Here is a 24,607-nt window from a genome sequence, read left to right as displayed (position 1 = left end):
AAAAACGCGGGGCACCTCGATTCCGAGGTGCCCCGCGTTTTTCTGTGCCTAGCCGCGCAGGCCCAGCAGCGGCAGAATGTCCGAGAGGTTGCGGCTGCCCACGGCGACGCTCGCCTGGGCGCGCACGGCGGGCTTGGCGTCGTAGGCGACCGAGAGTCCGGCGATCGCCATCATCTTCAGGTCGTTGGCACCGTCACCCACGGCGATGGTGCGCTCAAGCGGCACTCCGAATTCGCCCGCCCACTCGCGCAGCGCCACGGCCTTGGCCTCGGCGTCGATGATGTCGCCCAGCACGTTGCCGGTCAGTGCGCCGTCGATCACCTCGAGGCGGTTGGCCCGCCAGCGGTCCAGACCCAGCGACTCCGCCAGCGGATCCAGCAGCTCGTGGAACCCACCGGACACCACGGCCACCCGGCCACCCGCCGCATGAACCCCGGCGATCAGATCGCGGGCACCATCGCTCAGCTCGATCTTTTCGCGCACCGCGTCAATCTCGGAAACACTCAGGTCTTTCAGGGTTGCGACACGCTCACGCAGACTCGCGGCAAAATCCAACTCCCCGCGCATCGCCCGCTCGGTCACCGCGGCCACGTGCTCCAGGCTCCCGGCGCGCTCGGCAATCAGCTCAATCGCCTCATTTTTGATCAGGGTGGAATCCACATCCAGGATCACCAGGAAACGGGCGGGGGAGTCGCTCATGGTCTTCTGCTCTCTGTCGCAAAACGGCTATCGCCTCATTCTGGCATCAACTCGGCGACGGATGTGTCACGCACTCCGGGTGCGGAGCGATAGGCTTAGAACATGGCGAAGGTTCTGCACGTAGAAGACGTATCGGTGCTGCGAGATGGCAGCCCCATCCTGGATTCGGCGACCTGGACGGTCGGTTCCGATGAGCGCTGGGTCATCCTCGGACCCAACGGTGCCGGGAAAACCACCCTGCTGCAGCTTGCAGCCACCCAGCTCTACCCGACCCTCGGCACCGTGGACATCCTCGGTGACCGTCTGGGCCGCACAGACGTGTTCGAGCTGCGCCCGCGGATCGGATTCGCCTCCAGCGCACTCTCCAAGCGTCTGCCGCAGGGCGAGACCGTGCTCAACGTCGTGATGACCGCCGCCTACTCGGTGACCGGTCGCTGGACCGAGGAGTACGAGAACATCGACGAGAAGCGCGCCCACCGCGTGCTGAACGAGTGGAAGCTTGACCACCTCGCCGACCGCGCATTCGGGACCCTGAGCGATGGCGAGCAGAAGCGCGTACAGATCGCCCGTGCGGTCATGACCGACCCCGAACTGCTGCTGCTCGATGAGCCCGCCTCGAGCCTCGACCTCGGTGCCCGCGAGGAGCTCGTCGCCCTGCTCGGTGGCTTCGCCCGCTCGAGTGAGGCCCCGGCCATCGTCATGGTCACCCACCACGTGGAGGAAATCCCCGTGGGCTTCACCCACGCACTGCTCATCCGCGAGGGTCGCATCGTGGCACAGGGTCCGCTCGCGGACACCGTGACCTCGGACAACCTCTCCACCACGTTTGGTCTGCCGATCAACGTGACCGAAACCGGCGGGCGCTACAACGCCCGCGCGGTCTAGGCCCAAGACCCGCCGGGGCGTGCGCGCACACCCCGGTATGAAGTCTGCTAAAGTTAGTAGCTGACTTAGCTGCGCAGGTTTCGCGCCGCGCGGCCAAATCCCAAGACGTTTATCGTTACCACCATCCACTATCAAGGAAGTCCTCATGAAGACCGACATCCACCCCACCTACGAAGCAGTTGTGTTCCGCGACCTCGCATCGGGTGAAACCTTCCTGACCCGTACCACGGTCACCAGCGACAAGACCATCGAGCTCGACGGTGTGACCTACCCGGTCATCGACGTCGAAATCTCCTCGGCTTCGCACCCCTTCTACACCGGCAAGCAGCGCATCATGGACTCCGCCGGCCGCGTGGAGAAGTTCAACCAGCGCTTCGCAGGTTTCGGCGCGTAAGCACCCAACCTCTAAGGCCGGGTCCTTCCTTCGGGAGGGGCCCGGTTTTGCTGTGCCCGGGTTCAACCAGCGCACTGTGTTGATGAACGACCGGTTTCGGCGCGTAAGCACCCGACCTCTAAGGCCGGGTCCTTCCTTCGGGAGGGGCCCGGTTTTGCGTTTCCTCCCCATTGCCGAATCGGGCCGACCGAGGCAGGATAAAACCATGGAACCTGCCGACCTGCTCGATGTGATTCTCGCGGCCCGCCCGCCGCTCGCGAGTGGTGAGGCCGTGCCCGCGGTTGGCGATCACGGGTCCGCGGCGACACGCCTGAGTATCGAGGACCCCGAAACTCCCGCCGATCTGCTCAGCAGCGTTGCCGCCGCAACCTTCGCGGCCGCCCAGATCGCCGCAGCCGACCTCGTTGCCCCGGCGGCGCGCACCCCGGTCACCGTCTCCCGGATGGGTGCATCCGCCTGGTTCCACGGCACCCTGCGCCCACTGGGGTGGCTTCCCGGCAACCCCTGGAGCCCGCTCTCGGGTGGCATCCGGACCGCCGACGGATGGATCCGCACCCACGCCAACGCCCCCGCACACCGAATCGCGATGCTGGATGCCCTGGGCCTCGCCCACGACACCACCCGCGCACGCCTGGAGGCCCGCCTGGCGCAGCTGGACTCGATCGAAGCCGAGGACCGCATCGTCGGCTTCGGGGGAGCGGCCGCCCGGTTACAGACCCGCACGGAGTGGGAGCACTCAGCCCCCGGGCAGGCGATCGCGGCGGAACCACTGATCGCCTGGGACTCTACCGGGTTTCCCGCCCTCCGACAGGGCGCCCCGGACCCCGAACAGCCCCTACGCGGGGTCCGGGTGCTCGATCTGACCCGGGTCATCGCGGGCCCGGTCGCGACCCGCACCCTGGCTCTGCTCGGTGCCGACGTGCTCCGCATCGACCCACCCGACTGGTCCGAGCCCGCCCTGGAATCCGAGATGCTGTGGGGCAAGCGTACGGCCCGGCTCGATCTGCGCCACCGGGTGGACCGCGAGCGCTTTCTCAACCTGCTGGCCGAGGCCGACATCCTGGTACACGGCTACCGCGCCGATGCCCTCGAACGTCTGGGGTTTGGCGAGCGAGAGCGCGCCCGAATCCGCCCGGGGCTCACCGAGGTCGCCCTGAATGCCTACGGGTGGAGCGGCCCCTGGCGAGGCCGCCGCGGATTCGACTCAATCGTGCAGTTCAGCACCGGCGTCGCGGCCATCCCCGCGGGAGAAACCGCGCCGGTCTCGCTGCCCGTGCAGGCCCTCGATCACGCAACCGGGATGCTCGCGGCTACCGCCGCCCTGCGCGCCTGGGCGCAATCGGTGCATCACGGAGAGGGGGTGCGGGCACGCCTGTCACTGGCCAAGACCGCGAGCCTGCTGGATTCGCGCATCGGCACCGATCCGCTCACCATCGTCACGCAGTCGCCGGCCCCCACCACCCGGATCGAACACACGTCCTGGGGTCTCGCACAGCGCCTGGCCTGGCCCGCCTCCACCGCGAGTATTCGGGTGGATTCGGAACATCCGGCGCGGGCGCTGGGTGCCGACGCTCCGCGCTGGGCACGGCGCTAGCAGGCCGGGCAGCCCTAACAGGCCGGGCAGCCCTAGCGGACCGGCCACTCCCCGGAGGCCACAAAGTTCGGGTTCTTCGAGCGGCGCATGTACTCCTGGAAGGACGCGGCCTGCTCGGCGCACCACTCCACCTGCTTGGCGTGCAGCTCGGCGGCGCTCAGCCCCTCCAGCTTGTCGGCGTGCGCGCGGATCAGTGCCTGAGCCACGTGGCCGGCGGCAATCGCGTCGGAGGCGGCATCGTGGGCATCCAGCAGCGAAACCCCGTAAAACTCGGCCGAGGCCTCCAGTGTGCGCTTGCCCTTGCGGAAGCGGTCTACCGCCTTGTCGATCACCAGCGGATCCACGATCGGGGACGGGTTCTCCAGCGGCGTGTATCCGTAGCGCAGCGCCTCGTGGTGCAGCAGACTGAGGTCATAGGGGGCGTTGTAGATGACCACCGGCACGTTGGCGGTGAGTAGCTCCCGCAGCGCCGAGATAATCTCCGCCACCACCAGGGCGGCGGGCTGACCCTCGGCGCGGGCGCGCTCGGTGGTGATGCCGTGCACCGCGGTGGCCTGCTCGGGAATCTCGACCCCGGGATCCGCGAGCCAGTCGTGGTTGCGGATCACCTCGCCTCGCGCATCAAGAATGCCCACGTGCGCGCTCACAATGCGGCTCGTGGTGACGTCGATCCCGGTGGTTTCCAGGTCGAAGACGGCGATCGGCTGGGTCCAGATGCTCGTGGTGGTATTCACGTTTCTAAGCTTAGGCCGGACCACCGATACCGGTGTGGAACACGCGCCGCCGACAACGCAAACGCGGACATCCCCGGGGATGTCCGCGTGTGCGTTATGAGCGAGTGAGGCTAGGCGCTGGGCCGGCTCACGTGCAGCCAGTAGAAGCTCTGCGAGCCCATGGTGAGGTTGAGTGTGCCATCCTCGCCGAAGGAGGGGAAGGTCGCCCCACCAAACAGGTCACGCACCCGATGTCCGGCCAGGGACGGGTCGGTGATCGTCACCGGGGTGGGGTGGTGCGCGAAGCTAAACACACACAGAACGTCCTCTGCCGGCTCGTTCTGCGGACCCACCTTGCCCTCGTAGCTGCGCCGGAAGGCCAGTACCGAGCCGTGGTTGGTGTCGATCACCTCGAGGGTGCCCAGTCCAAAGACCGGGTGGGACTTGCGAATGTGGATCACATTGCGAATCCAGTGCAGCAGCGAGGCCGACTGGGCTAGCTGCGACTCAACGTTGACGCTCTGGTAGTTGTACACCAGCGACTGCACCACCGGCAGGTAGAGCTTGCCGGGATCCGCCGCCGAGAAGCCCGCGTTGCGGTCCGGGGTCCACTGCATCGGGGTTCGGGAGGAATCGCGGTCATCCAGCCAGACGTTATCGCCCATGCCGATCTCATCCCCGTAATAGAGGAACGGGCTGCCGCCCAGCGAGAAGAGCAGCGCGTGGGCAAGCTCCAACTCGGCACGGGAGTTGTCCAGCAGCGGGGCCAGGCGTCGCCGGATGCCCACGTTGACTCGCATCCGCGGATCGTAGGCATACCAGCCGTACATGGCCTGGCGGTAGTCCTCACTCACCATCTCCAGGGTGAGCTCGTCGTGGTTGCGCAGGAACACGCCCCAGCCGGCCCAGTCGGGGATGTGCGTAACCTCGCGCAGAACCCGCTCGAGCTCCTCTGACTGCTGCGAACGCAGCGCGTAGAAGATGCGCGGCATGACCGGGAAGTCGAAGGCCATATGACACTCGGGCTCCTCGTTGGTCCCGAAGAATGCGGCGGTTTCCTTGGGCCACTGGTTCGCCTCGGCGAGCATGATGCGGCCCGGGTACTCCTCATCCAGCATCGCGCGCAGCTTCACCAGGAACTCGTGGGTTTCCGGTTCGCCCTCGCCGTTGCCCTCATCGGACTCAAAGAGGTAGGGGACCGCGTCCAGACGGAAGCCATCCACCCCGAGGTCCAGCCAGAACCGCACCACGTCAAAGATGGCCTCGTGAACCGCGGGCTCGCCGTAGTTCAGGTCCGGCTGGTGGGAGAAGAAGCGGTGGAAGTAGTACTGCTTGCGCACCGGATCAAACGCCCAGTTGGACTCCTCGGTATCGGTGAAGATGATGCGAATATTCGGGAACTTCTCATTGTCATCACTCCAGACATAGAAGTTGCCGTAGGGTCCCTCGGGATCCTCACGGGAGGCCTGGAACCAGGCGTGCTGATCCGAGGTGTGGTTCAGCGGAATGTCGATGATGACCCGCATGTTGCGCTCATGCGCACGGGTCACCAGCTCGCGGAACTCCTCGATCGTGCCAAACTCCGGCAGGATGGACCGGTAGTCGGCCACGTCGTAACCGCCGTCGCGCAGGGGCGAGGTGAAAAACGGGGGAAGCCACAGCGCATCGATTCCCAGCCACTGCAGGTAGTCGAGCTTGCTGATCAGGCCCTTCATGTCGCCGGTTCCATCGGCGTTACTATCCACGAAGGAGCGGACCATCACCTCATAGAACACCGCGCGGCGATACCAGAGCGGTTCGCGTGCGAGGCCGGGAAGCTGGATGGGCGCAGTAAAGGTCACACTGTTCCAATCTGTGGTGCACGGGCACGATCCACGAGGTGGATCGAACTGTCTTCCGAACGAGTCTAGGGGCAGCGGGCGGGAATGTGTTGTGCACAACACCTAAACTGAGGATGTGACTGCACCGATCTCCCCGTACCAGCCCCGTCTCGACCAGATTGCGACCCGCCGCGGCGAGGTGACCCTGGAGGGTGCACGGACCGCGTACTGGGAATATGGCGACCCGGATGCCGCGGTGACGATGGTGTTTGTGCACGGATTCCGCGGGGATCATCACGGGCTGGAGCCGATTGTGGCCCAGTTCCCCGACGCGCACATCATCGCCCCCGACCTGCCCGGGTTTGGTGAATCCGCGGCGTTTGTCAGCGGCCGTCACGATATCGAAGGCTATGTGCGTTGGCTGCGTGGATTCATTGCCGCACTCGATCTGGACGTGCCGCCGGTGATCCTCGGTCACTCGTTCGGATCGATTGTGGTGTCGGCCGCGGTGGCCGATGGACAGCCGGTCTCCACGCTGATCCTGGTCAACCCGATTGCCGCGCCGGCGCTGTCGGGACCGCGCGGAATCCTCACCCGACTCGCGGTCTTCTACTACTGGGCGGGCAAGTCCCTGCCCGAGGGGCTGGGCTTTGCGCTGCTGCGCTCACGGATCATCACCCGGGTCTCCAGCATCGCGATGGCGAAGACCAAGGACCCCGAGCGTCGTGCCTGGATCCACGATCAGCATGATCGCTACTTCAGCGCGTTTGCCGACCGGGCCAGCGTGATGGACGCGTTTGACACCTCGGTGCGCTACGACGTGAGCCAGTATGCCGACCGGATTCCGGTGCGCACCCTGCTGATCGCCGCCGAGAACGATGACATCACCTCGGTGCCCAAGCAGCGCGAGCTCGCCGAGAAGCTTGCGGATGCTCGCCTGGAAGTCATCCCCGAGGTGGGGCACCTGATCCACTATGAAACCCCCGAACAGGCGGCGGCCCTCATCCGCGACGAGCTGGGACTGCCGGCCTAAACACCACACCCGCACCCGGAGAGCCGGAATGCGGGTGTGATGCGTTGAGGCGCTAGTGGTTAGCCCCAGGGGTTGAAGGAAATCCCCGCGGGCTTACCGGCGTTCAGGCCGTAACCGAAGCTCTGGTCACCGATCTTGATGGTGGCCGAACCGAAGTTGGCGCTGAGCAGACGGTTACGGTAGTCCGACGGGTAGCCGTTCCATCCCACCAGGCGCGGGTAGACCCAGCCGCCGGTGACGTTTTCCACCCGGTCATCGGAGGCGTTGGCCAGGCGGAAGTAGTGGGTGAAGCCACCCTCCTTGTGGTAGACCACCTTGGCGTGGGTGCCGTCGAAGCGGACATTGGAGGCGGGATCCACCTGCCATCCCGAGTGCACCGAGCGCGAGACGTACTTCACCTGGTTGTTCTGTACCCAGATGATCACGTGCTCCCAGTCGTGACGGTGGCCGTTGCTGCCGCCGGCGATCTCCCCGACGCCGTTGGAGGACTGGTCCTTCTCGAAGTAGCTGGCGTACATGATCGCGCACCAACCGTTATTGCACTTTTCGCGGGAGTAAGTGTTGGCATTTTGCAGCTGCGGGGCATCGTGGCAGTGGCCGTTGACCGCGCCGCCGAGGCCGAGCCCCGAGTTGATCTGTCCGCTGGCGCTGATCGCGGCGGTCGCGTAGCAGCCATCGGTGTCGTAGTCATAGGCCGGCGAGAATGTCTGCTCCAGGCCGTCCGCGTTCTGCGGCAGCGGCTGGAAAACCTGGGCCTGTGCGCTGGGTGCGGCACCCAGCGCGAGGATTGCTGCGCACGCCGCTCCCAACAGGGCGAGCACAATCTTTCGGGCGACGCGGGCTGAGCGCGGCGCGGTGTTTTCGGCCGAGGCCGAGCCATCCAGGGTGATGGACATGGTTCTCCTTGAAGGTCGCGATGGGTGTCAGCTCGAGACTCATGTCGTCGCGACCCGCGACATTTCCCCCAGAGCCGGGGTGGATTCTTCGTCCCCCGAGGCTCAGTAAAGTGCACCCCCAAAACACGGGTCAAGAAGTACAAAAGTGATTGTTATCTCGGGCGTGGCTATGAGCCCGCTATGCCCCGTATTTACGCCAGCTATGCGTTTCCTCTGCGCAAAAAATTAACCCGGCGGACACATAACCGGCCGGTCAGACGGGAGTTCGAAACCCCACCCGGCCGGCCGGTTGGAATGAAGCTAGTGGGCGAGTCGCTCATCCAGCGCGTGCAGGGCCGGTGCCACCGAACCCTCCAAGACCAGGGTTGCGCGGGAGGCGCCGCCGGTGGTGCCGCGGTTGATCGTGATGATGGGGGAGCCGTCGCGACGAGCCTGATCCAGCAGCCGGATTCCGGTGTTCACGGTGAGCGAGGACCCCAGCACCAGCAGTGCGTCGGCACGGTGCACGATCGAGCGGGCGCGGGCAAAGCGGGCCGAGGGGACCGTCTCTCCGAAGAAGACCACGTCGGGCTTCAGCGGGCCGCCACAGACCGTGCAGACGGGCACGGTGAAGCCGTCCAGCTCGGGTACCTCGGCATCGCCATCAGGGTTCAGTCGGTCCGCGTCCTCGGGACCCAGCTGCGCGAGCCACGGGTTTTCCCGGGCGATCTGATCGGTGATCGCCTGCCGGGCGAAGCCCTGCTCGCAGGACAGACACACCACGCGATCCAGACCCCCGTGCAGCTCCACGAGCTTTCGGGTCCCCGCCTGACGGTGCAACCCGTCCACGTTCTGGGTTGCGATCCCCAGGGCCCGTCCCGAACGCTCCCATGCGGCCAGCAGCCGATGGGTGGGGTTGGGTTTGGCCGCCCGCATCAGGCGTCCACCGAGGAAGGCTCCGGCCCAGTAGCGTCGACGGCGCTCGGCCGACGCCCGAAACTCGGGACCGGTCATCGGCTTGCGCACCGGGGCTCCGGGACCGCGATAGTCGGGAATGCCGGAGTCGGTGGAGACCCCGGCGCCGGTCAGAATCGCCAGGCTACGGCCCCGCAGAATATCCGCCGCACGGTCGAGGTCTGCCGAATCGGGAATGGGCACGTGACGCCTCCAGGGGCCGGGGATGGAATGATGGTCTAACGGGGGATCGGATGATCCCCGCGTGGTGTTACATAACCACCGTAGTGAGTACAGGAGTATTTGGGTGCGCGTTATTCCCCTGGGGCCGGACGGGCTCGATGAACTGGCCGATTATGCACGGCTCACCGACGTGGCCCTGCGCCGGGTGACCGAGCCCGAGGGTGGGCTCTACATCGCCGAGTCGAGCAAGGTCATCACGCGTGCCATCGCCGCCGGTCACGTGCCCCGATCGGTTCTGCTGGCCGAGAAGTGGCTGGCCGAGATGGAACCCATCCTCGCCGACTTCCCGGATGTTCCGGTGTATGTGGGCGATGCGGCCACGCTGGAAAAACTCACCGGATTTCACATGCACCGGGGCGCGCTCGCCGCGATGCACCGGCCCGAGCTGCCGGATATGGCCGAGCTGATTCGAGATGCCCGCCGCATCGTGATCCTTGAGGACATCGTGGACCACACCAACGTGGGTGCCATCTTCCGTGCGGTGGCCGGGCTGGGAGCCGACGCCGTCCTGGTCTCGCCGCGCTGCGCCGACCCCCTCTACCGCCGCAGCGTGCGGGTGAGTATGGGCACGGTATTGCAGGTGCCGTGGACCCGGATGCCCGAGTGGGACGACGCGCGCGAGATCCTCAGTGCCGCAGGATTTCATGTGGCCGCGCTGGCTCTGGATGAGCGTGCGGTGACCCTGGATGAGTTCTCGGCGAACGCGCCCGAGAAGATCGCCCTGATGCTCGGCAGCGAGGGCGATGGCCTCAGTCGTCAGGCCCTGCACCATGCCGACAGTACGGTGATTATCCCGATGCTGCACGGGGTGGATTCGCTCAATGTTGCCGCGGCCAGCGCGGTTGCGCTCTGGGAGCTGCGGATTCGCGACTAGTTTCCGGCGGCGCGCACGAAACGCTCAGGGGATCGCACATAAACTGATTCGGTGACCCAATTCCCCCTTCGTCGAGACCGGCGATCCCGGGCCCGCAGCCGATCGCTGCTCCGCGCGCCCCTTGCGATCGCCATCGTATTAGCCGTTCTAGCCGCCTGTTATGGCGGGTATGCGCTGCTGCGTCCGTTGCCCGCCTCGGCCGCGACCCCCGCGGCCACGCTGGCTACCCCCACGAGCGCCAAGGAGCCCATTGCCTGGCCCGCCAACGGCGTCGCCGCGATCGGTGAGGTGGGTTACGACGGAATCCTGGCCAGCCACGGCTCGCAGGAGCGCACCTCGATTGCCAGCATGACCAAAACGATCACCGCCCTGGTGGTCCTGGAAAAGCTTCCGCTGGCCAAGGGGGAGTCCGGCCCCACCTATACGTTCACGGCGCAGGATCAGCAGATCTATCAGGACACCGTGGCCGAGGGCGGATCCCGTGCCCCGGTGGTGGTGGGCGCGCAGGTGACCGAGCGTCAGCTGCTTGAGGGCCTGATGCTGCCCAGCGGCAATAACTATGCGATCACCCTGGCGAACTGGGCCTACGGTTCGATGGAGAACTTCCTCCCGGCAGCCCGCGCCTGGCTGGATAAGCACGGCCTGACCGATACCGTATTGGCCGATGCCAGTGGGATCAACCCCGGCAGCCAGTCCTCCCCGCCGAACCTGGTGGAAATCGCCAAGCTGGTACTGGCACACCCGGTGCTCAGCACCGTCGTCTCCGAAAAGACCGCCTCGATTCCCGCCCTGGGAGAGGCCGGTAACCTCAAAAACACCAACGATCTGCTGGGAACCGGCGGGGTCATCGGCATTAAGACCGGCACCACGATTGTCGCCGGAGCCTGCCTGATGTTTGCCGCCGAGCGCGAGGTAGCCGGTAAGAAGGTCACCGTGGTGGGTGTGGTCATCGGTGCTCCGACCCATGAGGAACTGTTCGCCTCGGTGAGCAAGCTGCTGGATAGCACCTATTCGGCCTTCGGCGAGGCCACCCTGATCAAAAAGGGTGACCCGGTGGGCTTCATTCAGACCCCCTGGGGCAGCCACGCCAATGTGGTAGCCACCGAGGATGCGACCGCCGTGGTGTGGCGCGATTCCCCGATTACCCGCAAGGTCAGTATCGATCCGCTGGCCTCGGGCAAGCAGGGTGACCCGGCCGGAAAGATCACGGCTACCGAAAACGGTGTGTCCGTCGAGGTTCCGGTGGCGCTCGCCGATGATCTGGACGGTGCCTCGGTCTGGTGGCGCCTGACCAACCCGATGTAGCCGCGCAGAAACGCCCCGGACCGAGCCACATGCTGGCATGGTCCGGGGCGTTTCTGTACGCATCCGGTGGGGCCTTAGGGCTCCGGGAAGATGATCGGTGCCGCTTCGGGGCGCTTGGCGCTGACGTTATCGCCCGAGCTCTGGTGGCGCAGCCGGCGAATCACCCAGGGCACCAGGTGCTCGCGCGCCCAGGCCAGATCCTCCGAGCGTGCCTGCCGCCAGGAGGACTCGGGCATCGCCTCGGGGCGCAGTGGCTGGAGATCGTTGGGGACGTTCAGCGCGTCCAGCACCATCCGAGCCACGGTGTGGTGGCCGAGGGGGTTGAGGTGCAGGCGATCGGGGGCCCACATGCCGGGATCCTGAATCTCGGAGAGGGCCCACTGGTCGGCGACGATGCAGTCATAGCGCTGGGCGACGGCGCGCACGTTTTCGTTGTAGATCGCGACCTTGCCACGCAGGGCCCGCATGACCGGGGAGAAACCGGTGTCCACCCCGGTGAACAGGACGATCGTGGCCCCGTCCCGGGAGAGGGTGCGCACGGCACCGTCGAGCTTCTCGGCAATCTCGTCGGGATCGGTTCCGGGGCGGATGACATCGTTGCCGCCGGCGCACAGGGTGATCAGGTCAGGGTGCAGGCTGAGGGCGGGTTCGAGCTGGTCGTTGATGATCTGACCGATCAGCTTTCCTCGAACGGCCAGGTTGGCGTAGGCAAAATCCGGACAGTCGCGGGCGAGGACCTCGGCCACACGGTCGGCCCAGCCGCGGTTTCCGCCGGGAGCCCCGGGCTCGGGATCACCGATGCCCTCGGTGAAGGAGTCACCGATGGAGACCATTCGTCGCCACGGGTGAAGCTGTGATTCGGTCGCGGGTTCGGGGGTGGTCACGGGGTTCCTTCCGGTCGCTAACGAGGGTCGCCTCTAATGTACCCGGCTCGCCCGGGAAATTTTGGAGGCGGGCGCAAACTCGCCATTGGCTCGGCAGTGTCGGAGGGTATCCGGTAGTGTCTTGTTCAGTGAGCGAAGAGTTGATGACACCGGATTCTGGTTCCGGTCCACGCATCGGAACCTCCGCCGCCGAACACCTCTCACCCTCCTTCCCGGAGCGTGCGGCGTGGGGTACGGTCAGCAAGTTGCGGGCCTGGCAGGCCGAGGCGATCGAGAAGTATTTTGAAACCGAGCCGCGCGATTTTCTCGCCGCGGCTACCCCGGGCGCGGGCAAAACCACCTTCGCCCTGCGTCTGGCCGCCGAGCTGCTGGCGCGGCGCACGGTTGAGCGGGTCACCGTGGTGGCCCCGACCGAGCACCTGAAGAAGCAGTGGGCCGATGCCGCCGCGCGCGCCGGCATCCGGCTTGATCCGAACTTCTCCAATGCCGAGCGTCGCTACGCCTCGCACTATCACGGGGCCGCGGTGACCTACGCGCAGGTGGCCGTACGGGCCTCCCTGCACCGAGAGATCACCGAGTCGCGCAAGACCCTGGTGATCCTGGACGAGGTCCATCACGGCGGCGACGCCCTCAGCTGGGGCGATGCGATCCGCGACGCCTTCGAGCCCGCGACCCGCAGACTCTCGCTCACCGGAACCCCGTTCCGTTCGGACACCGCCCCGATCCCCTTTGTGCTCTACGCGCCGGATAATAAGGGCATCCGCACCTCGGTCACCGACTACAACTACGGCTACGGTCGCGCGCTCCAGGACGGCGTGGTGCGCCCGGTGATGTTTATGGTTTATGCCGGGCACATGCGCTGGCGCACCAAGGCCGGCGATGAGATGGAAGCGCGCCTGGGAGAGGGCAATACCAAGGACATCACCTCGCAGGCCTGGCGCACGGCGCTGGATCCCAAGGGGGAGTGGGTGCCGCAGGTGCTCGACTCCGCCAATAAGCGATTGACCGAGGTTCGGCACGCCATTCCCGATGCCGGTGGGCTGGTCATCGCGACCGATCACTACACGGCGCGCGCCTATGCGGCGATTCTGGCGGATCTGACCGGCGAACCGGTTACCGTCGTGCTCTCCGACGACGCCGGTGCCTCCGATCGGATCGATGAGTTCTCCCAGGGCACCAGTCGCTGGATGGTGGCCGTCCGAATGGTATCCGAGGGGGTGGACGTGCCCCGCCTTGCGGTGGGTGTGTACGCGACCTCCTCGTCCACCCCGCTGTTTTTTGCGCAGGCGATTGGCCGCTTCGTGCGGGCTCGGCGTCGAGGCGAGACCGCCTCGGTGTTCCTCCCGAACGTGCCGCCGCTGATGAATCTGGCCGCCGCGCTGGAGCTTGAGCGAGACCACGCGCTGGATCGTCCCACCAGCGACGAGGGTGACTTCTACAATCCCGAAGACGCGATGGTGGCCGCCGCCAATAAGGAGGACCGCGCCTCCGAGGAACTCGGTCAGGAATTGTTCTCGTTTGAGGCGATGGGATCCTCGGCGAACTTTGACCGGGTGGTTTTTGACGGTCAGGAGTTCGGGGGTTACGCGGAACCCGGGACCGATGAGGAGCTCGATTTTATCGGGCTGCCCGGCATCCTCGAACCCGAGCAGGTGCACGAGCTACTGACCCAGCGCCAGCAGCGTCAACAGCGCCGCCAGGATGATCGTGAGGCCGCGGGAATCGCGCCGCCGGAGACCACCCCCGAGCCGCTGTATCGAACCCTCAAGGAACAGCGCTCACTGCTGAACTCCCTGGTGGGGCTCTATGCCAAGCAGAGTGGCCAGCCGCACGGGTTGGTCCACGCCGAACTGCGCCGGGTATGCGGTGGCCCGGCGGTGCCGCAGGCCAGTGTGACCCAGCTGCAGTCACGGATCCAGTATCTGCGTCGTCAGCTGGGGAGCCAGCGGTAGGTCCGCGACCGGAGCGGGGCGCGCCGTCCGCCCCGCTCAGCCGGACTGTTGGTTGTGATAGCCCGCGTCGTGCCACCCCTCGTCGTCAGCGCGCGACGATCATCGGGGTGCCGGAGTGCGGGTCGGTGATGACGGTGCAGGGCAGGCCGAAGACGCGCTCCACGTTGTCCGCGGTGACCACATCGGCGGGGGCACCGGTGGCAACAACGTCGCCATCGCGCATCATCACGATGGTGTCGGCGAAGCGCGCCGCCTGGTTGAGGTCATGCAGGACGGCGACGATCGTGCGTCCCTCGGCATTCAGGCGCGCAAACAGCTTGAGCAAGTCGTACTGGTGCGCGATGTCGAGGAACGTGGTTGGTTCGTCGAGCAGCATGGTGGGGCTCTCCTGTGCGAGCAGCATCGCGACCCACACGCGCTGGCGTTGACCGCCGGAGAGCTCATCGACGAAGCGATTGCGCAGTGCGTCGGTGCCGGTGAGTTCCAGGGCGCTGTCCACCGCGGCGCGATCCTCGCGCGACCACTGTCGCAGCATGCTCTGGTGGGGATGCCGACCGCGCGCGACCAGATCGATCACGCGGATGCCGTCGGGGGCGATCGAGGTCTGTGGCAGCAGCCCGAGCTTCCGGGCAACCTCCTTCGGTGACTGCTGGGCGATGGCTTTACCATCGAGCAGGATCTGCCCGGCCGTCGGCTTCAGCAGCCGCGCCATCGCACGCAGTAGCGTGGACTTACCGCAGGCATTGGGGCCAACGATCACGGTGAAGGAGCCGGGGGTGATCTCCACGTCCAGGCGTTCGGCGATCACCCGCTGGTCATACGCGAGGCGCACGCCGTGTGCCGCGATGCGGGCGGGCTCTCGCCCATCTGCCTCGGAAGCCGGGGTGGTCAGGGAAGTCTGTGCGGTCATCGTCGTCTCCTTGCTTCGTGAATCAGCAACCACACCAGGTATCCGCCGCCGAGCACGACGGTGACCAGGCCCACGGGCAGCTGGGTGGGTGCGAACAGGCGCTGTGCGATCAGGTCGCTGGTCGCGAGTAGCAGCGCGCCGAATGCGGCGGCACCGGATAGTGTCACGCCGGCGCTGCGGGCCACGCGCCGGGCGATCTGAGGGGCGGCGAGTGCGATGAAGGCGATCGGGCCCGCCAGGGTGATCACGACGGCGCTGAATCCGACGCCGGCCACCAGCAGCAGTGCCCGCACGCGTCCGGTGCGGACGCCGAGGGCGGCGGCGGTGTCATCACCCATCTCAAGCAGGTGCATGCGATCCGCCATCACCGCGCACAGGACGCCGAGCGGGACGAGACACGCGACGGCGGGGAAAATCCGGTCCCACCCGGCACCGTTCAGCGTCCCCATGCCCCAGGACGCCGCCATCATCGACACCCGCAGGTCCGAGTTCAGGATCAGCCAGGACGTCACCGAGGCGAGCATCGATCCCACCGCGATGCCAACGATGATCAGGCGGAACCCCTGGAAACCGCGCCGGAACGCGAGCAGGTAGACGGCGAGGGCCGCGACCAGGCCACCGCCGAACGCGCCGAGAGCGATGGTGAGGTACCCGAACGTTCCCGAGGTGATCACGATCAGCGCGCCGGTGTAGGCACCGGCGTCGAAGCCGATGATGTCGGGGCTGCCGAGTGGGTTGCGTGTCATCGACTGGAAGATCGCACCGGCGGCACCGAGCGCCGCCCCGAGCATGAGGGCGAGCAGCGCCCGCGGGAGACGCCACTCGACCACGACCAGCGTCTGCTTGGGCGTCCCCATGCCAAACAGTGTCGCGATGACGTCTCCCGGTGCGATGACAAAGTCTCCGAGGCTGAGCGCGAGGATCGAGACCAGCAGCGCCGCGGTGAGCGCGAGAATCACGGCGAGGGCACCGCGCAGACTGATGCGTCGGGTGAGGGGGCCGCGCTCGATCTCCAGCATCCGCGGCGGGCGGGTATCGAGGGCGCTCACAGGCTACTGGCCTTTCGCGCGCGCACCAGCACGATGAGCACGGGCGCGCCGATGAACGCGGTGACCAGCGCGACCGGCAGTTCGCCCGACGGTAGGACCAGGCGGCCCACAACGTCCGACACCAGCAGGAGCAGGGGAGCGGCGAGCACGGTGCCGGCCATGATCCACACCTGGTGCGGGCCAACGAGCCAGCGCACGGCGTGCGGCACCATCAGACCGACGAAGCCGATCGGGCCCGCGGCGGCCGTCGCGGCACCGCACAGCAGAGCGACGGCGACGATTGACAGCACGCGCGTGAGTCCCACCCGGGTGCCGAGGGCCGTGGCGAGGTCATCGCCCAGCGCGAGGGCGTTCATCGACGGTGCGAGCCAGAAGGCGATGATCAGCCCGATGACGAGGAAGGGCAGCACACCGAAGACGTCGCTGGTGAGGGACTGGAGGGATCCGACGGTCCAGGTGCGGATCGTGTCAAACACGTCCGATCGCAGCAGCGCGATGCCGCCGGTGATGCCCGACAGCACCGCGCCGAGCGCGACGCCGGCGAGGGTCATGCGCAGCGGGTCCGCGTCTCCGCGTCCCGCGGCACCGATGAGGAAGACGAGCAGCGTCGCCGCGATGGCGCCGGCGAACGCGAACCAGATGTACTGGAAGACGCCGCTGGCCCCGAGGAACGCGACCGCGAAGACGACGCCGGCCGAGGCACCGGCGTTGACGCCGAGGATGCCGGGATCTGCCAGTGGATTGCGGCTGAACGCCTGGATCAGCGCGCCCGCCACGCCGAGGGCCGCGCCGACGGCGAGGGCGATCACCGTGCGCGGAATCCGCATCTCGCGCACGATCACGCCGGCCTCGGTGTCCGCGCCGAGCAGTCCGTGCCACACGTCGGTGAGCGGGAGCGACTGGGATCCAAAGATGATGCTCGCGATGATGGCGGCGACCAGGCCGCCCGCGAGCAGCGCGAGACCAACGACGCGTCGCACGGGCGGCGCGGATTCGGCGACGCGTGGTGCAGGGGTGGTGCTCATCGGGTCACAGGCCGAGCTTCTCGAGCTCCGCCTCATAGGCGTCGGTGATGCTCTCCGCATCGGTACCCTCCTCGACGTCCCAGAGTGCAGACAGGCGCGCGCGATCCTCATCCGAGAGTGCGTCAAAGCGGTCGCGCCACTCCTCGGCCCCCTCGGTCCAGTAGCCGATCACCTTATAGGCCGATGCGGGCAGGCCGAGCGTGTGGCGCAGGTGCTTGCGCACCCCGCGGGTTGCGCGCGTCTCGCCGGCGACCCAGACGTATCCGGGGCCGTCCGGAAGCTCGGCGGATGCCACGATCTCGGCGAGACGGGTCGGTCCGTGCCCGTTGCCGCCGTGCACCCAGTGCAGCTCGACGCCGGCGGGCAGGGCGAGGTGCTGCTCATCCTCCGCTGAGGCGACCTCGAGGACGATGCGTGTGCGCACGCCCGCCGGAGCGGTTTCGGCGAGGCGCGCTGCCGCGGGAAGACCGGTCGCATCGGCGACGAGAAGCTGCCACCGGATGTCGGTGGGCGGCGCATACAGCCCGCGCGGGGTGTTGACGCCGACCACATCGCCCGGCTGAGCATCCAGTGCCCATGCCGCGGCGACGCCCCCGTCGTGCACAACGAAGTCGATCGTCAGCTCGCGCGCGGCCTCGTCCCAGCCCCGCACCGTGTAGGTGCGCATCTCGGCCGGGGTGACGCCCTCGGGATAGTCCCAGTAGCCGTCATCGGTGGGGAAGGGGAGGACCGGCTCGTCGCGCTGCGCAGCGGGGAAGAACACACGCAGGTATTCGTCGCCGATGCCGGAGGACACGAACCCGTCCAGTCCCTCGCCGCCAAACACGACGCGGACCATGCCGGTGGTCAGGCGCCGCACGCGCTGCACCACGATGCGGTGAATCAGGTGCACGGTTTTTTCGGGCGCCGTGCTTTCAGATGCCGTGGTCTCAGCTGCGGCGCTCATCCGAGGAGTGCCTTCTCGACGACCTCGAGGAACGCGGTCTGGCCGCTGGGGGAGCCGTAGGCCATCTCGTAGTTGTAGCCATAGACGGTGTTGTTGGTAACGAACGGCAGACGGTTCCAGATCGCGTTACTCTTGAGCGCCTCGTCGGTGGTGAGGAGGCCGGAGCCGTCCTCGTTCGTTCCGGCGAAGACGGCGTCGATACCCTCCAGGCCACCGAGCTGCTCGAGACTGAACGCGGTCGAGTCGCCCACGGGCAGGCCCTTCGCGTCGGCGTTGGCGAGCGGGGTGATGGTCAGGCCGAGGTCGCCGAACACGAGGCAGGGCACGCCGTAGCAGCCGACGCTCACCTGCCCGTCGCGGAAGGCCATGTCGGCGACGACCGGATGGATGCCGCGCTCGTCCAGACGCTTGCGGACGTCGGCGACCTTCGCCTGATAGTCCGCGGTCCACTTGTTGTACTCGTCGGTGCGGCCGAGATCGGTGGCGAGCTGCTTGAAGGGGTCGCGCCAGTCATTGCCGGCGAACGCGTTATACGTGTACGTCGGGGCGATCTTTTGCAGCTTCGGGTCGAGGTCGGTGTTACTGCCGATGCCGTTGAGGATGAAGTCGGGGTTGACCGCGAGCACACCTTCGAAGTTGTATTCCGGGAAGTTGACGAAGGTCTTCAGGCCCTTCAGCGGTTCCTGCGGGAAATACGCGGGGAAGGTCTTGAAGTCCTCGCGCACCGGCTGGGTGTCGGCGAGGTGGAACCCCAGCGTCATGAGGATGTCGAGGTCGGTTGTGTAAAACCCGAGCGCGGCCTTCGGCTCCTTCGGCATCTCGATCGTGACGCCGGTGGGTGTCTTCAGCGAGACGGTCTCGGCGGCGGCCGCACCGCCCGAGGCCTGCGATGCGCAGGAGGTGAGCGCGAGGGCGGCGACGGCGGATGCGGCGAGGAGGGCGAGGGCACGGGAGCGCATGGCGGAGTCCTTCGAATAAGAAGCGAGGGGGAATTTCAGGCAAGGCTTGCCTAACTAACCCAGTATTACTCGCCATCATATCGGCTGACTGCCACATGCTATCGCGCAGGTGCCGAACTCCGCGGGTGGCGGCTCAGGCCGTGCGTGCCCGCGCGCTCGCAAAGGCGCCGGGCGTATGACCGATCTCGCGGCGGAACGCCTGCACGAACGCGCTCGCCGAGGCATAGCCGACCTTGGCTGCGGCGGCCGAGACCGAGTGATCTGCCGCCAAAAGCTCGATCGCGCGCCGCATCCGAGCGCGCGTGCGCCAGGTCGTAAAGGTTAGCCCCGTCTCGGCCACAAACAGGCGCGACAGGTTGCGCGCGCTGGCACCGACGGCGAAACCCCAGTCGACAAGCTCCCGATCATCCGCCGGGTCTGCCAGGATGGCCTGAGTGATCCGGAGTATGCGGTCATCAACCGGCAGCGGGAGATCCACGGTGGACACCTCCACGGGTTCCAGCAGCATCGGCACCAGCAGCTCCGCGTGTGTGCGCACCTCCTGCGACAGATACGGCGGCACCTGCAGGCGTGAAAGCAGAGCCCCGACGGTCTCGGGGATCGCGACGGCGGTGACGTCGTCGGCGGGGGAGCCGATGTGCGGTTCCAGGTGTGTGCACCGGAACGACGTATGCGCCGCCGCGACCACGCGGTGTTCCACGCCGCGGGGGATCCACAGCCCAACCGCATTGGGCACGGCGAACCAGCCGCGCTCGGTCTCCACGGTCAGCGTCCCGCGCGTCGCCCACAGCAGCTCGTTGAGGTTGTCGTGACGGTGCGCGCCCCACTCAATCCCCTCGGCGACCGTGAAGTCATCCGTGTCGATCGCCCACACGGGGTCCGCGTCGATCTGGCCGTTCAGCGACATGAGGGGAATGGGTGTGGTGCGGTGGTCATCGTGAACGCGAGTCTAGGCGGTGGATGCGGGGCGTGCAATTCCGACGTCAGGCGGCGGTTTCGTTGTGCGGCGAGGGCTGGTTGAAGATGATGTACTCAGCGACGATCCGGTTCTCGCGGATGGTCAGGTAGTTGCTCATGATGAGCACCTCCGGTAGCTGAGACCTGTCGAAAGTGCCGTCATACCGGCCGCGGATAATGATGTCGCCATAGTGCTCGATGACCTCAACGGGCTCGATTGTGACGGAGTCGCCGACGAACTCCCGGGCGAAGAACGTGCGCACAGCATCCCTGCCTCGGATTTCGCGCGAATTGTCGTTCACGAATGCGTCATCGGCGAAGACGGCCACGATGCTGTCAAGATCGAAGTTATTGATGGCTGCGAGGTGGTCGCGGACGACCTGAGGAGCTTCGGCGAGCGAGATGGTTTTCATGATGTTTCTCCTTCAATAGTGTGGGGCCGATCGCATCGGCCATCAGGATCATGGTGGGTGTTCCGCCCGCGGGAGGGTCAACATCGAAAATGCCGTGGAGTCTCCCGTAGCGGGAGACTGCATACTGGGAGGATGCCTCTGCTCTCTATTGGCGATTTCGCTCGCGCCACACACCTGAGCGTCAAGACGCTGCGCTATTATCACGACGCGGGTCTGCTGATGCCGGCTGAGATCGATGCGCATTCGGGCTATCGCCGCTACGACGTCGAGCAGATCACGACGGCACAGATCATCCGCCGTTTCCGTGATCTTGCAATGCCAATTGATGACGTGCGCGCCGTCCTCCAGGCCCCGGATCTCACCACGCGCAATGCGCTGATCGGGCACCATCTGCGCCGGCTCGAGAATGAGCTGGGGAAAACCCAGGCTGCTGTTGCAACGCTGAGAGACCTGCTCGATCCGCCTGCAGATGGAGTGCCGGTTGAGCTTCGTTTCCTGCCACCAACGAGGGTCGCGGCGATTAGCGCCGTCGTCGCTTCTGCAGACATCGGTCGCTGGGTGCAGGGCGCGCTCGGGGAGATTTATGCCTCGGTTTCCGCACAGGGGGTGTCCATTGCGGGCGTCGCCGGTGGGATCTACGGGACCGGCCTCTTTGAGGAAGACTCCGGCTTGGCAACGGTGTATCTCCCCGTCGAAAGCGTCGTGGGTCCGGTGGGTCGGGTGATGAACCAGGTATTGCCCGCCGCCGACTTTGCCATCATTGCCCACAACGGCCCGGAGGACGGAATTGATCGCGCCTACGGTCTGCTGGCGTCCTATGTCGCCCATCATGCCCTCTCCATCCCTGGACCAATCCGCGAGTTCTATCCGATCAACCGGCACCACACGGCGAACGCGCGTCACTGGCGCACGGAAATCGGCTGGCCCATTTTCCCGACCGGGACCGGGCACACTGCGCGCTAGGCTCGGAATATGTCCGCATCCTCCCCGTCTGATTTGGAGCAGTCGCGCCGTCCGTGGTGGCGTCGTGTGCTCTCTACGCCGCTCATCTGGGCGGCGCTGTGCCTGGCGCTCACGCTTCCCTGGACGCTGAATGAGCGCGGTATGGATGTCGTGCCGTTCATTCTGACGCTCATTGGTGGGTGGCTTCTCGGGGTCGCGTTTGTGAACTGGACCCTGAGAATGCAGCCGGTGCGCCGTGGCGTGATCGTGCACGTCGGGGTGGCCGCGGTCGCGACCGCCGTGATGATCGTGGGCGTGGAGGGTGGGGGCGCGCTCATTCGGGCTCTGCCCGAGGTGCTCCGTGGTCCCGTGGTCATGGGGCAGCTGGCGCTGATTCCGGCCATTTGCTGGACGCTCCTGGGAGTGCTGAGCCGGGTGACGAGCCTGGCTCGAAGGCCGTCCCGAAACCCGCGCACGGTGCCCGAGTGGGTCGAGGATCGCACCGGAGTAACCGTCACCTTTCACGCCGTTCCGATGCGCCTGCGCACGCTGTATGGCTGGGGGATCGCCCTGGCAGCGCTGGTCGCCGTCGTGATCTCGATTCCCATCGTGAACGATGCCGTGCCGCGCTGGGCAACCCAGTCACCGATGGTCTTTTTTGCCGGCGCGGTCATCGTCGCGATTCCGCCGTATCTCGTCTTCCGTGCCGTGTGTGCCCGTCTGACGCGTTCGGTTCTGTTGCGATTCACCTCGCGGGGGCTCACTCTCACGGAGGACGGCGTGAGCGTGCAAATTCCGCTGAGCCGGGTGACCCGGCTGGTGTGGTCGGCCTCGGGGGAGAGCGCACGGGTGGAAATCCAGGCACCGGGCGCGAATCGATCGCTTCTGGTGAGCGTCGCCCGTCATGGCCGTGGCACGCTCGCTCAGCTTCCTCCACTGCGGGCGCGCACGGCCAGCTGGCTCGCCGAGGCCGGGATCGCCGAGGCCGGGATCGTCGAGGCTGGGCTCGTCCCCGTGGAGCACACCGGGTCCCGGGCGAAGCGCGCCCCCGCACGAGTATTCGAACGCGTGTTCGAATAGTCGACGGCTCTAGGCGGCGGGTGCGATCGGGCCGGTTTCCGGATGCGGGTTGCGCTCGGCGCGTTCGGCCTCGCGCTCCAGGCGGCGGTCCCGTCGAGAGGCCAGCTGGGCGATCAGTGCGATGAGCGCACTCACCGCCATCAGAATGCCGTACAGTGTCGCCACGGTAGCCAGGCCCAAGACCGGTTCGAGCGCTCCACTCACGAGAACCGGCACGCCAAACGAAAGATAGCTGATCGTGTAGATCGCCGAAAGCAGACCCGCCCGGTGGTGGGGCTCGACGGTGGTGGTGAGCATCCGTAGCGGGGCCTGGAAGCCCGCACCGAATCCGATGCCGCCGACGACGCTGGCGACCAGCACCAGGGCAAACACCTCGGTGTCCACGGCGATGACGATGAGTGCAGAGCCGGCGATGAGTGCCGCCAGCCCGGCCAGCAGTGCGCGTCGCGGGGCAACGTTGCGGGTCAGGATTCCGGTGAGTGAGCCGATCAGGGTGAAAAGGCCGATCAGCAGACCCGAGAGGAGGTGATCGGTGAGTCCGAACCGGGCAACCAGGATCGAGGGGAGCATCGCCAGAAAGAGTCCGCCCAGTCCCCAGCTTGCCGCGAATGCGCCGGCTAGGGCTCCAAAGAGCGGGCGCGAGTCTCGGGGGATCGCCAGGGCCGGACGCAGGGAGGCCCATCCGCCGGGCCGCCGGGATACCGTTTCCGGTACCCAGATCAGCGCGACCGCGAGCAGGACCAGCAGGATTGCGAAGGACGCATAGACCGTTACCTCGGGGTTGGGTGCCCAACGAGCCAGTGTTCCCGACGCGATCGCTCCGAACGCCAGACCAATGCCCGGAACCGCGCCGTTGAGGGTTGCGGCGAGGGCAGCGTTGCCACGCGGGGCATTGTCGAGCATGGCCGCGCCCAGCGTGCCCATCATCAGGCCTACCGATGCACCCTGCACCACGCGCGCCAGGATGAGCGTGCCGAACCCGTTGGCAAGCATGAAAAAGCCCATCGCGATCAGCAGGCCCGCCAGACCGACCGTGATCAGAGGCTTGCGGCCGATGTAGTCGGAGAGCGCTCCGGCTGTCAGCAGCGTGATCAGGAGCCCGCCGACGTACACCGCAAAGACCGCGGTGGTCTGCAGGGAGGTGAGATGCCACTCGGCGCTGTAGATCGGGTAGAGGGGAGAGGGGGCGGAGCCGGTGGCAATGGCGGTGAGGAGGATCCCGGCGAGGATCCAGATCCCACCCCGTCGCGAAGATGCCGAGGAATTCATCGAGTTCGCCTTCCTGGGGACAATAAATACGAGAATTCTCGTACTTGAAGATAGTACTACCAAACTCGTACTAATAGGCAAACGGAGTATGCTGGTGGCCATGACTTCGCAGATTGACCAGGTGGAGAGCCTGGAGGAGCGTCTTGAGCAGCCCGAGCCGAGCGATATGAGGGCCGACGTGGTGTTTGCGGCGCTGTCGGATCCGCTGCGCATCACCATCGTCCAGCGGTTGATGAGCGAGGGTGATGACGCCTTCCGCTCGTGCACGTGGGTCGGAATCGACCGCCCCAAATCCACCCTCACCCATCACTTCCGGGTGCTGCGCGAGGCCGGCATCATCGAGCAGCGCCGCTACGGTACCGAGCGTCGCAGCCGCGTTCGCGTGGATGATCTGGCCGCCCGCTTCCCGGGGCTCCTGGACATGGTGCTCGCCGCGCCACTGGACTAGCGTCACGCAGACAAATGGCCGACTCGATTACTCGAGTCGGCCATTTTTTCTAGGAGAGCTGTCCTAGGCGGCGCTGTGGGCTCGGAGACGAGGAAAGGCCCGAACCTTGCGGTTCGAGCCTTTCAGTACTGTCTCAACACGGTGTGCTGCTGTAAATGGTGCTGCGGGAGGTGAACCCTGGAAACGAGGAAAGGCCCAGATCCGGGGATCTGAGCCTTTCTGTACTGTCTCTACACGGTGTGCTGCTGTAAATGGTGCTGCGGGAGGTGAACCCTGGAAACGAGGAAAGGCCCGAACCTTGCGGTTCGAGCCTTTCAGTACTGTCTCAACACAGTGTGCGCGGAAGGGGACTTGAACCCCTACGCCCTAATACGGGCACTAGCA

At 66.4% G+C, this 24,607-nt stretch carries 24 protein-coding genes; 10 read left to right on the top strand and 14 right to left on the bottom strand.

Translation table 11 applies throughout. The features are described 5' to 3' along the window. Positions 1 to 48 precede the first annotated feature (48 nt). On the bottom strand, positions 49 to 699 hold the full coding sequence (gene serB, locus D9V34_RS05685) for a phosphoserine phosphatase SerB (protein ID WP_121687919.1): 651 nt from the start codon (positions 697 to 699) through the stop codon (positions 49 to 51). 102 nt (positions 700 to 801) lie between these two features. On the opposite strand from serB, the gene D9V34_RS05680 reads away from it, so the two are divergent. The 3 genes from D9V34_RS05680 (at position 802) to D9V34_RS05670 (ending at position 3,572) form a co-directional block, all read left to right on the top strand. Beyond that, the gene (locus D9V34_RS05680; RefSeq protein WP_121687918.1) at positions 802 to 1,584 is read left to right on the top strand and encodes an ABC transporter ATP-binding protein; all 783 of its coding nucleotides are present in this window, start codon (positions 802 to 804) and stop codon (positions 1,582 to 1,584) included. 145 nt (positions 1,585 to 1,729) lie between these two features. Next, positions 1,730 to 1,978, top strand: coding sequence for a type B 50S ribosomal protein L31 (locus D9V34_RS05675; RefSeq protein WP_121687917.1), 249 nt, complete (start codon positions 1,730 to 1,732; stop codon positions 1,976 to 1,978). A gap of 205 nt (positions 1,979 to 2,183) precedes the next feature. Beyond that, on the top strand, positions 2,184 to 3,572 hold the full coding sequence (locus D9V34_RS05670) for a CoA transferase (RefSeq protein WP_183091870.1): 1,389 nt from the start codon (positions 2,184 to 2,186) through the stop codon (positions 3,570 to 3,572). A 32-nt stretch (positions 3,573 to 3,604) separates the two neighbouring features. Here the strand turns inward: D9V34_RS05670 and D9V34_RS05665 are convergent, their stop codons facing one another. Both D9V34_RS05665 and treS read right to left on the bottom strand, forming a co-directional pair. Next, a complete protein-coding gene (locus tag D9V34_RS05665) occupies positions 3,605 to 4,306 on the bottom strand; it encodes a 3'-5' exonuclease (RefSeq protein WP_245991927.1) in 702 nt (233 codons plus the stop codon). 110 nt (positions 4,307 to 4,416) lie between these two features. After that, a complete protein-coding gene (treS, locus tag D9V34_RS05660; protein WP_121687914.1) occupies positions 4,417 to 6,126 on the bottom strand; it encodes a maltose alpha-D-glucosyltransferase in 1,710 nt (569 codons plus the stop codon). A gap of 115 nt (positions 6,127 to 6,241) precedes the next feature. Here treS and D9V34_RS05655 point away from each other — a divergent pair, with 115 nt between their 5' ends. Beyond that, complete coding sequence (locus D9V34_RS05655; RefSeq protein ID WP_121687913.1) at positions 6,242 to 7,138, top strand: alpha/beta fold hydrolase; 897 nt, start codon at positions 6,242 to 6,244, stop codon at positions 7,136 to 7,138. 59 nt (positions 7,139 to 7,197) lie between these two features. Here D9V34_RS05655 and D9V34_RS05650 read toward each other — a convergent pair whose 3' ends face one another. Next, positions 7,198 to 8,034: an NPP1 family protein gene (locus D9V34_RS05650; RefSeq protein WP_121687912.1), complete on the bottom strand. Its 837-nt coding sequence runs from the start codon at positions 8,032 to 8,034 to the stop codon at positions 7,198 to 7,200. A 300-nt stretch (positions 8,035 to 8,334) separates the two neighbouring features. Beyond that, positions 8,335 to 9,171 (bottom strand): Sir2 family NAD-dependent protein deacetylase, encoded by an 837-nt coding sequence (locus tag D9V34_RS05645; protein WP_121687911.1) that lies wholly within the window; start codon positions 9,169 to 9,171, stop codon positions 8,335 to 8,337. A 103-nt stretch (positions 9,172 to 9,274) separates the two neighbouring features. Here D9V34_RS05645 and D9V34_RS05640 point away from each other — a divergent pair, with 103 nt between their 5' ends. Continuing rightward, the gene (locus D9V34_RS05640) at positions 9,275 to 10,084 is read left to right on the top strand and encodes a TrmH family RNA methyltransferase (protein ID WP_121687910.1); all 810 of its coding nucleotides are present in this window, start codon (positions 9,275 to 9,277) and stop codon (positions 10,082 to 10,084) included. Between the two features lie 51 nt (positions 10,085 to 10,135). Further along, positions 10,136 to 11,389: a D-alanyl-D-alanine carboxypeptidase family protein gene (locus tag D9V34_RS05635; protein WP_121687909.1), complete on the top strand. Its 1,254-nt coding sequence runs from the start codon at positions 10,136 to 10,138 to the stop codon at positions 11,387 to 11,389. Positions 11,390 to 11,463: 74 nt separating this feature from the next. Here D9V34_RS05635 and D9V34_RS05630 read toward each other — a convergent pair whose 3' ends face one another. Next, positions 11,464 to 12,222 carry an SGNH/GDSL hydrolase family protein gene (locus tag D9V34_RS05630; RefSeq protein ID WP_121688457.1) on the bottom strand — a complete coding sequence of 253 codons (759 nt, stop codon included), beginning with the start codon at positions 12,220 to 12,222 and terminating at the stop codon, positions 11,464 to 11,466. 194 nt (positions 12,223 to 12,416) lie between these two features. On the opposite strand from D9V34_RS05630, the gene D9V34_RS05625 reads away from it, so the two are divergent. Next, positions 12,417 to 14,225: a DEAD/DEAH box helicase gene (locus tag D9V34_RS05625; RefSeq protein WP_121687908.1), complete on the top strand. Its 1,809-nt coding sequence runs from the start codon at positions 12,417 to 12,419 to the stop codon at positions 14,223 to 14,225. A gap of 85 nt (positions 14,226 to 14,310) precedes the next feature. On the opposite strand, the gene D9V34_RS05620 is transcribed toward D9V34_RS05625, so the two are convergent. The 7 genes from D9V34_RS05620 to D9V34_RS05590 form a co-directional block, all read right to left on the bottom strand. After that, positions 14,311 to 15,135 (bottom strand): ABC transporter ATP-binding protein, encoded by an 825-nt coding sequence (locus D9V34_RS05620; protein WP_121687907.1) that lies wholly within the window; start codon positions 15,133 to 15,135, stop codon positions 14,311 to 14,313. Continuing rightward, the gene (locus D9V34_RS05615) at positions 15,132 to 16,184 is read right to left on the bottom strand and encodes a FecCD family ABC transporter permease (protein ID WP_121687906.1); all 1,053 of its coding nucleotides are present in this window, start codon (positions 16,182 to 16,184) and stop codon (positions 15,132 to 15,134) included. The genes D9V34_RS05620 and D9V34_RS05615 overlap by 4 nt, the downstream gene beginning before the upstream one ends. Then, on the bottom strand, positions 16,181 to 17,209 hold the full coding sequence (locus D9V34_RS05610; RefSeq protein WP_220700543.1) for an iron chelate uptake ABC transporter family permease subunit: 1,029 nt from the start codon (positions 17,207 to 17,209) through the stop codon (positions 16,181 to 16,183). The genes D9V34_RS05615 and D9V34_RS05610 overlap by 4 nt, the downstream gene beginning before the upstream one ends. Before the next feature lie 4 nt (positions 17,210 to 17,213). Next, complete coding sequence (locus D9V34_RS05605; RefSeq protein ID WP_121687904.1) at positions 17,214 to 18,155, bottom strand: siderophore-interacting protein; 942 nt, start codon at positions 18,153 to 18,155, stop codon at positions 17,214 to 17,216. Further along, positions 18,152 to 19,114: an ABC transporter substrate-binding protein gene (locus D9V34_RS05600; protein WP_121687903.1), complete on the bottom strand. Its 963-nt coding sequence runs from the start codon at positions 19,112 to 19,114 to the stop codon at positions 18,152 to 18,154. Before D9V34_RS05600 ends, D9V34_RS05605 begins: the two co-directional genes overlap by 4 nt. Before the next feature lie 133 nt (positions 19,115 to 19,247). Further along, positions 19,248 to 20,021: an AraC family transcriptional regulator gene (locus tag D9V34_RS05595; protein ID WP_121687902.1), complete on the bottom strand. Its 774-nt coding sequence runs from the start codon at positions 20,019 to 20,021 to the stop codon at positions 19,248 to 19,250. Positions 20,022 to 20,097: 76 nt separating this feature from the next. Then, positions 20,098 to 20,484 (bottom strand): nuclear transport factor 2 family protein, encoded by a 387-nt coding sequence (locus D9V34_RS05590; RefSeq protein ID WP_121687901.1) that lies wholly within the window; start codon positions 20,482 to 20,484, stop codon positions 20,098 to 20,100. Positions 20,485 to 20,616: 132 nt separating this feature from the next. On the opposite strand from D9V34_RS05590, the gene D9V34_RS05585 reads away from it, so the two are divergent. Both D9V34_RS05585 and D9V34_RS05580 read left to right on the top strand, forming a co-directional pair. Then, positions 20,617 to 21,447 (top strand): MerR family transcriptional regulator, encoded by an 831-nt coding sequence (locus D9V34_RS05585; protein WP_121687900.1) that lies wholly within the window; start codon positions 20,617 to 20,619, stop codon positions 21,445 to 21,447. A 9-nt stretch (positions 21,448 to 21,456) separates the two neighbouring features. Further along, positions 21,457 to 22,506 (top strand): hypothetical protein, encoded by a 1,050-nt coding sequence (locus D9V34_RS05580; protein ID WP_147441626.1) that lies wholly within the window; start codon positions 21,457 to 21,459, stop codon positions 22,504 to 22,506. A gap of 9 nt (positions 22,507 to 22,515) precedes the next feature. Here D9V34_RS05580 and D9V34_RS05575 read toward each other — a convergent pair whose 3' ends face one another. Further along, positions 22,516 to 23,775 carry an MFS transporter gene (locus D9V34_RS05575; RefSeq protein WP_183091868.1) on the bottom strand — a complete coding sequence of 420 codons (1,260 nt, stop codon included), beginning with the start codon at positions 23,773 to 23,775 and terminating at the stop codon, positions 22,516 to 22,518. Positions 23,776 to 23,875: 100 nt separating this feature from the next. Between D9V34_RS05575 and D9V34_RS05570 the strand changes: the two genes are divergently transcribed. Beyond that, positions 23,876 to 24,223 (top strand): ArsR/SmtB family transcription factor, encoded by a 348-nt coding sequence (locus D9V34_RS05570; protein WP_220700542.1) that lies wholly within the window; start codon positions 23,876 to 23,878, stop codon positions 24,221 to 24,223. The last annotated feature ends 384 nt before the right edge of the window (positions 24,224 to 24,607 follow it).

Source organism: Mycetocola lacteus (assembly GCF_003667575.1).
GTDB lineage: Bacteria > Actinomycetota > Actinomycetes > Actinomycetales > Microbacteriaceae > Mycetocola > Mycetocola lacteus.
The sequence above is the reverse complement of the archived record's forward strand: the minus strand, read 5'-3'. Positions and strand labels throughout refer to the sequence as shown.

Bases quoted from the DNA above. Each gene is read 5' to 3' on its own strand.
- D9V34_RS05590 (WP_121687901.1), bottom strand. From the start codon at position 20,484: ATGAAAACCATCTCGCTCGCCGAAGCTCCTCAGGTCGTCCGCGACCAC.
- D9V34_RS05575 (WP_183091868.1), bottom strand. From the start codon at position 23,775: ATGAATTCCTCGGCATCTTCGCGACGGGGTGGGATCTGGATCCTCGCC.
- D9V34_RS05610 (WP_220700543.1), bottom strand. From the start codon at position 17,209: ATGAGCACCACCCCTGCACCACGCGTCGCCGAATCCGCGCCGCCCGTG.
- D9V34_RS05580 (WP_147441626.1), top strand. From the start codon at position 21,457: ATGTCCGCATCCTCCCCGTCTGATTTGGAGCAGTCGCGCCGTCCGTGG.
- D9V34_RS05650 (WP_121687912.1), bottom strand. From the start codon at position 8,034: ATGTCCATCACCCTGGATGGCTCGGCCTCGGCCGAAAACACCGCGCCG.
- D9V34_RS05570 (WP_220700542.1), top strand. From the start codon at position 23,876: ATGACTTCGCAGATTGACCAGGTGGAGAGCCTGGAGGAGCGTCTTGAG.
- D9V34_RS05595 (WP_121687902.1), bottom strand. From the start codon at position 20,021: ATGTCGCTGAACGGCCAGATCGACGCGGACCCCGTGTGGGCGATCGAC.
- D9V34_RS05625 (WP_121687908.1), top strand. From the start codon at position 12,417: ATGACACCGGATTCTGGTTCCGGTCCACGCATCGGAACCTCCGCCGCC.
- D9V34_RS05630 (WP_121688457.1), bottom strand. From the start codon at position 12,222: ATGGTCTCCATCGGTGACTCCTTCACCGAGGGCATCGGTGATCCCGAG.
- serB (WP_121687919.1), bottom strand. From the start codon at position 699: ATGAGCGACTCCCCCGCCCGTTTCCTGGTGATCCTGGATGTGGATTCC.
- D9V34_RS05680 (WP_121687918.1), top strand. From the start codon at position 802: ATGGCGAAGGTTCTGCACGTAGAAGACGTATCGGTGCTGCGAGATGGC.
- D9V34_RS05670 (WP_183091870.1), top strand. From the start codon at position 2,184: ATGGAACCTGCCGACCTGCTCGATGTGATTCTCGCGGCCCGCCCGCCG.
- D9V34_RS05620 (WP_121687907.1), bottom strand. From the start codon at position 15,135: ATGACCGCACAGACTTCCCTGACCACCCCGGCTTCCGAGGCAGATGGG.
- D9V34_RS05600 (WP_121687903.1), bottom strand. From the start codon at position 19,114: ATGCGCTCCCGTGCCCTCGCCCTCCTCGCCGCATCCGCCGTCGCCGCC.
- D9V34_RS05675 (WP_121687917.1), top strand. From the start codon at position 1,730: ATGAAGACCGACATCCACCCCACCTACGAAGCAGTTGTGTTCCGCGAC.
- D9V34_RS05605 (WP_121687904.1), bottom strand. From the start codon at position 18,155: ATGAGCGCCGCAGCTGAGACCACGGCATCTGAAAGCACGGCGCCCGAA.
- D9V34_RS05585 (WP_121687900.1), top strand. From the start codon at position 20,617: ATGCCTCTGCTCTCTATTGGCGATTTCGCTCGCGCCACACACCTGAGC.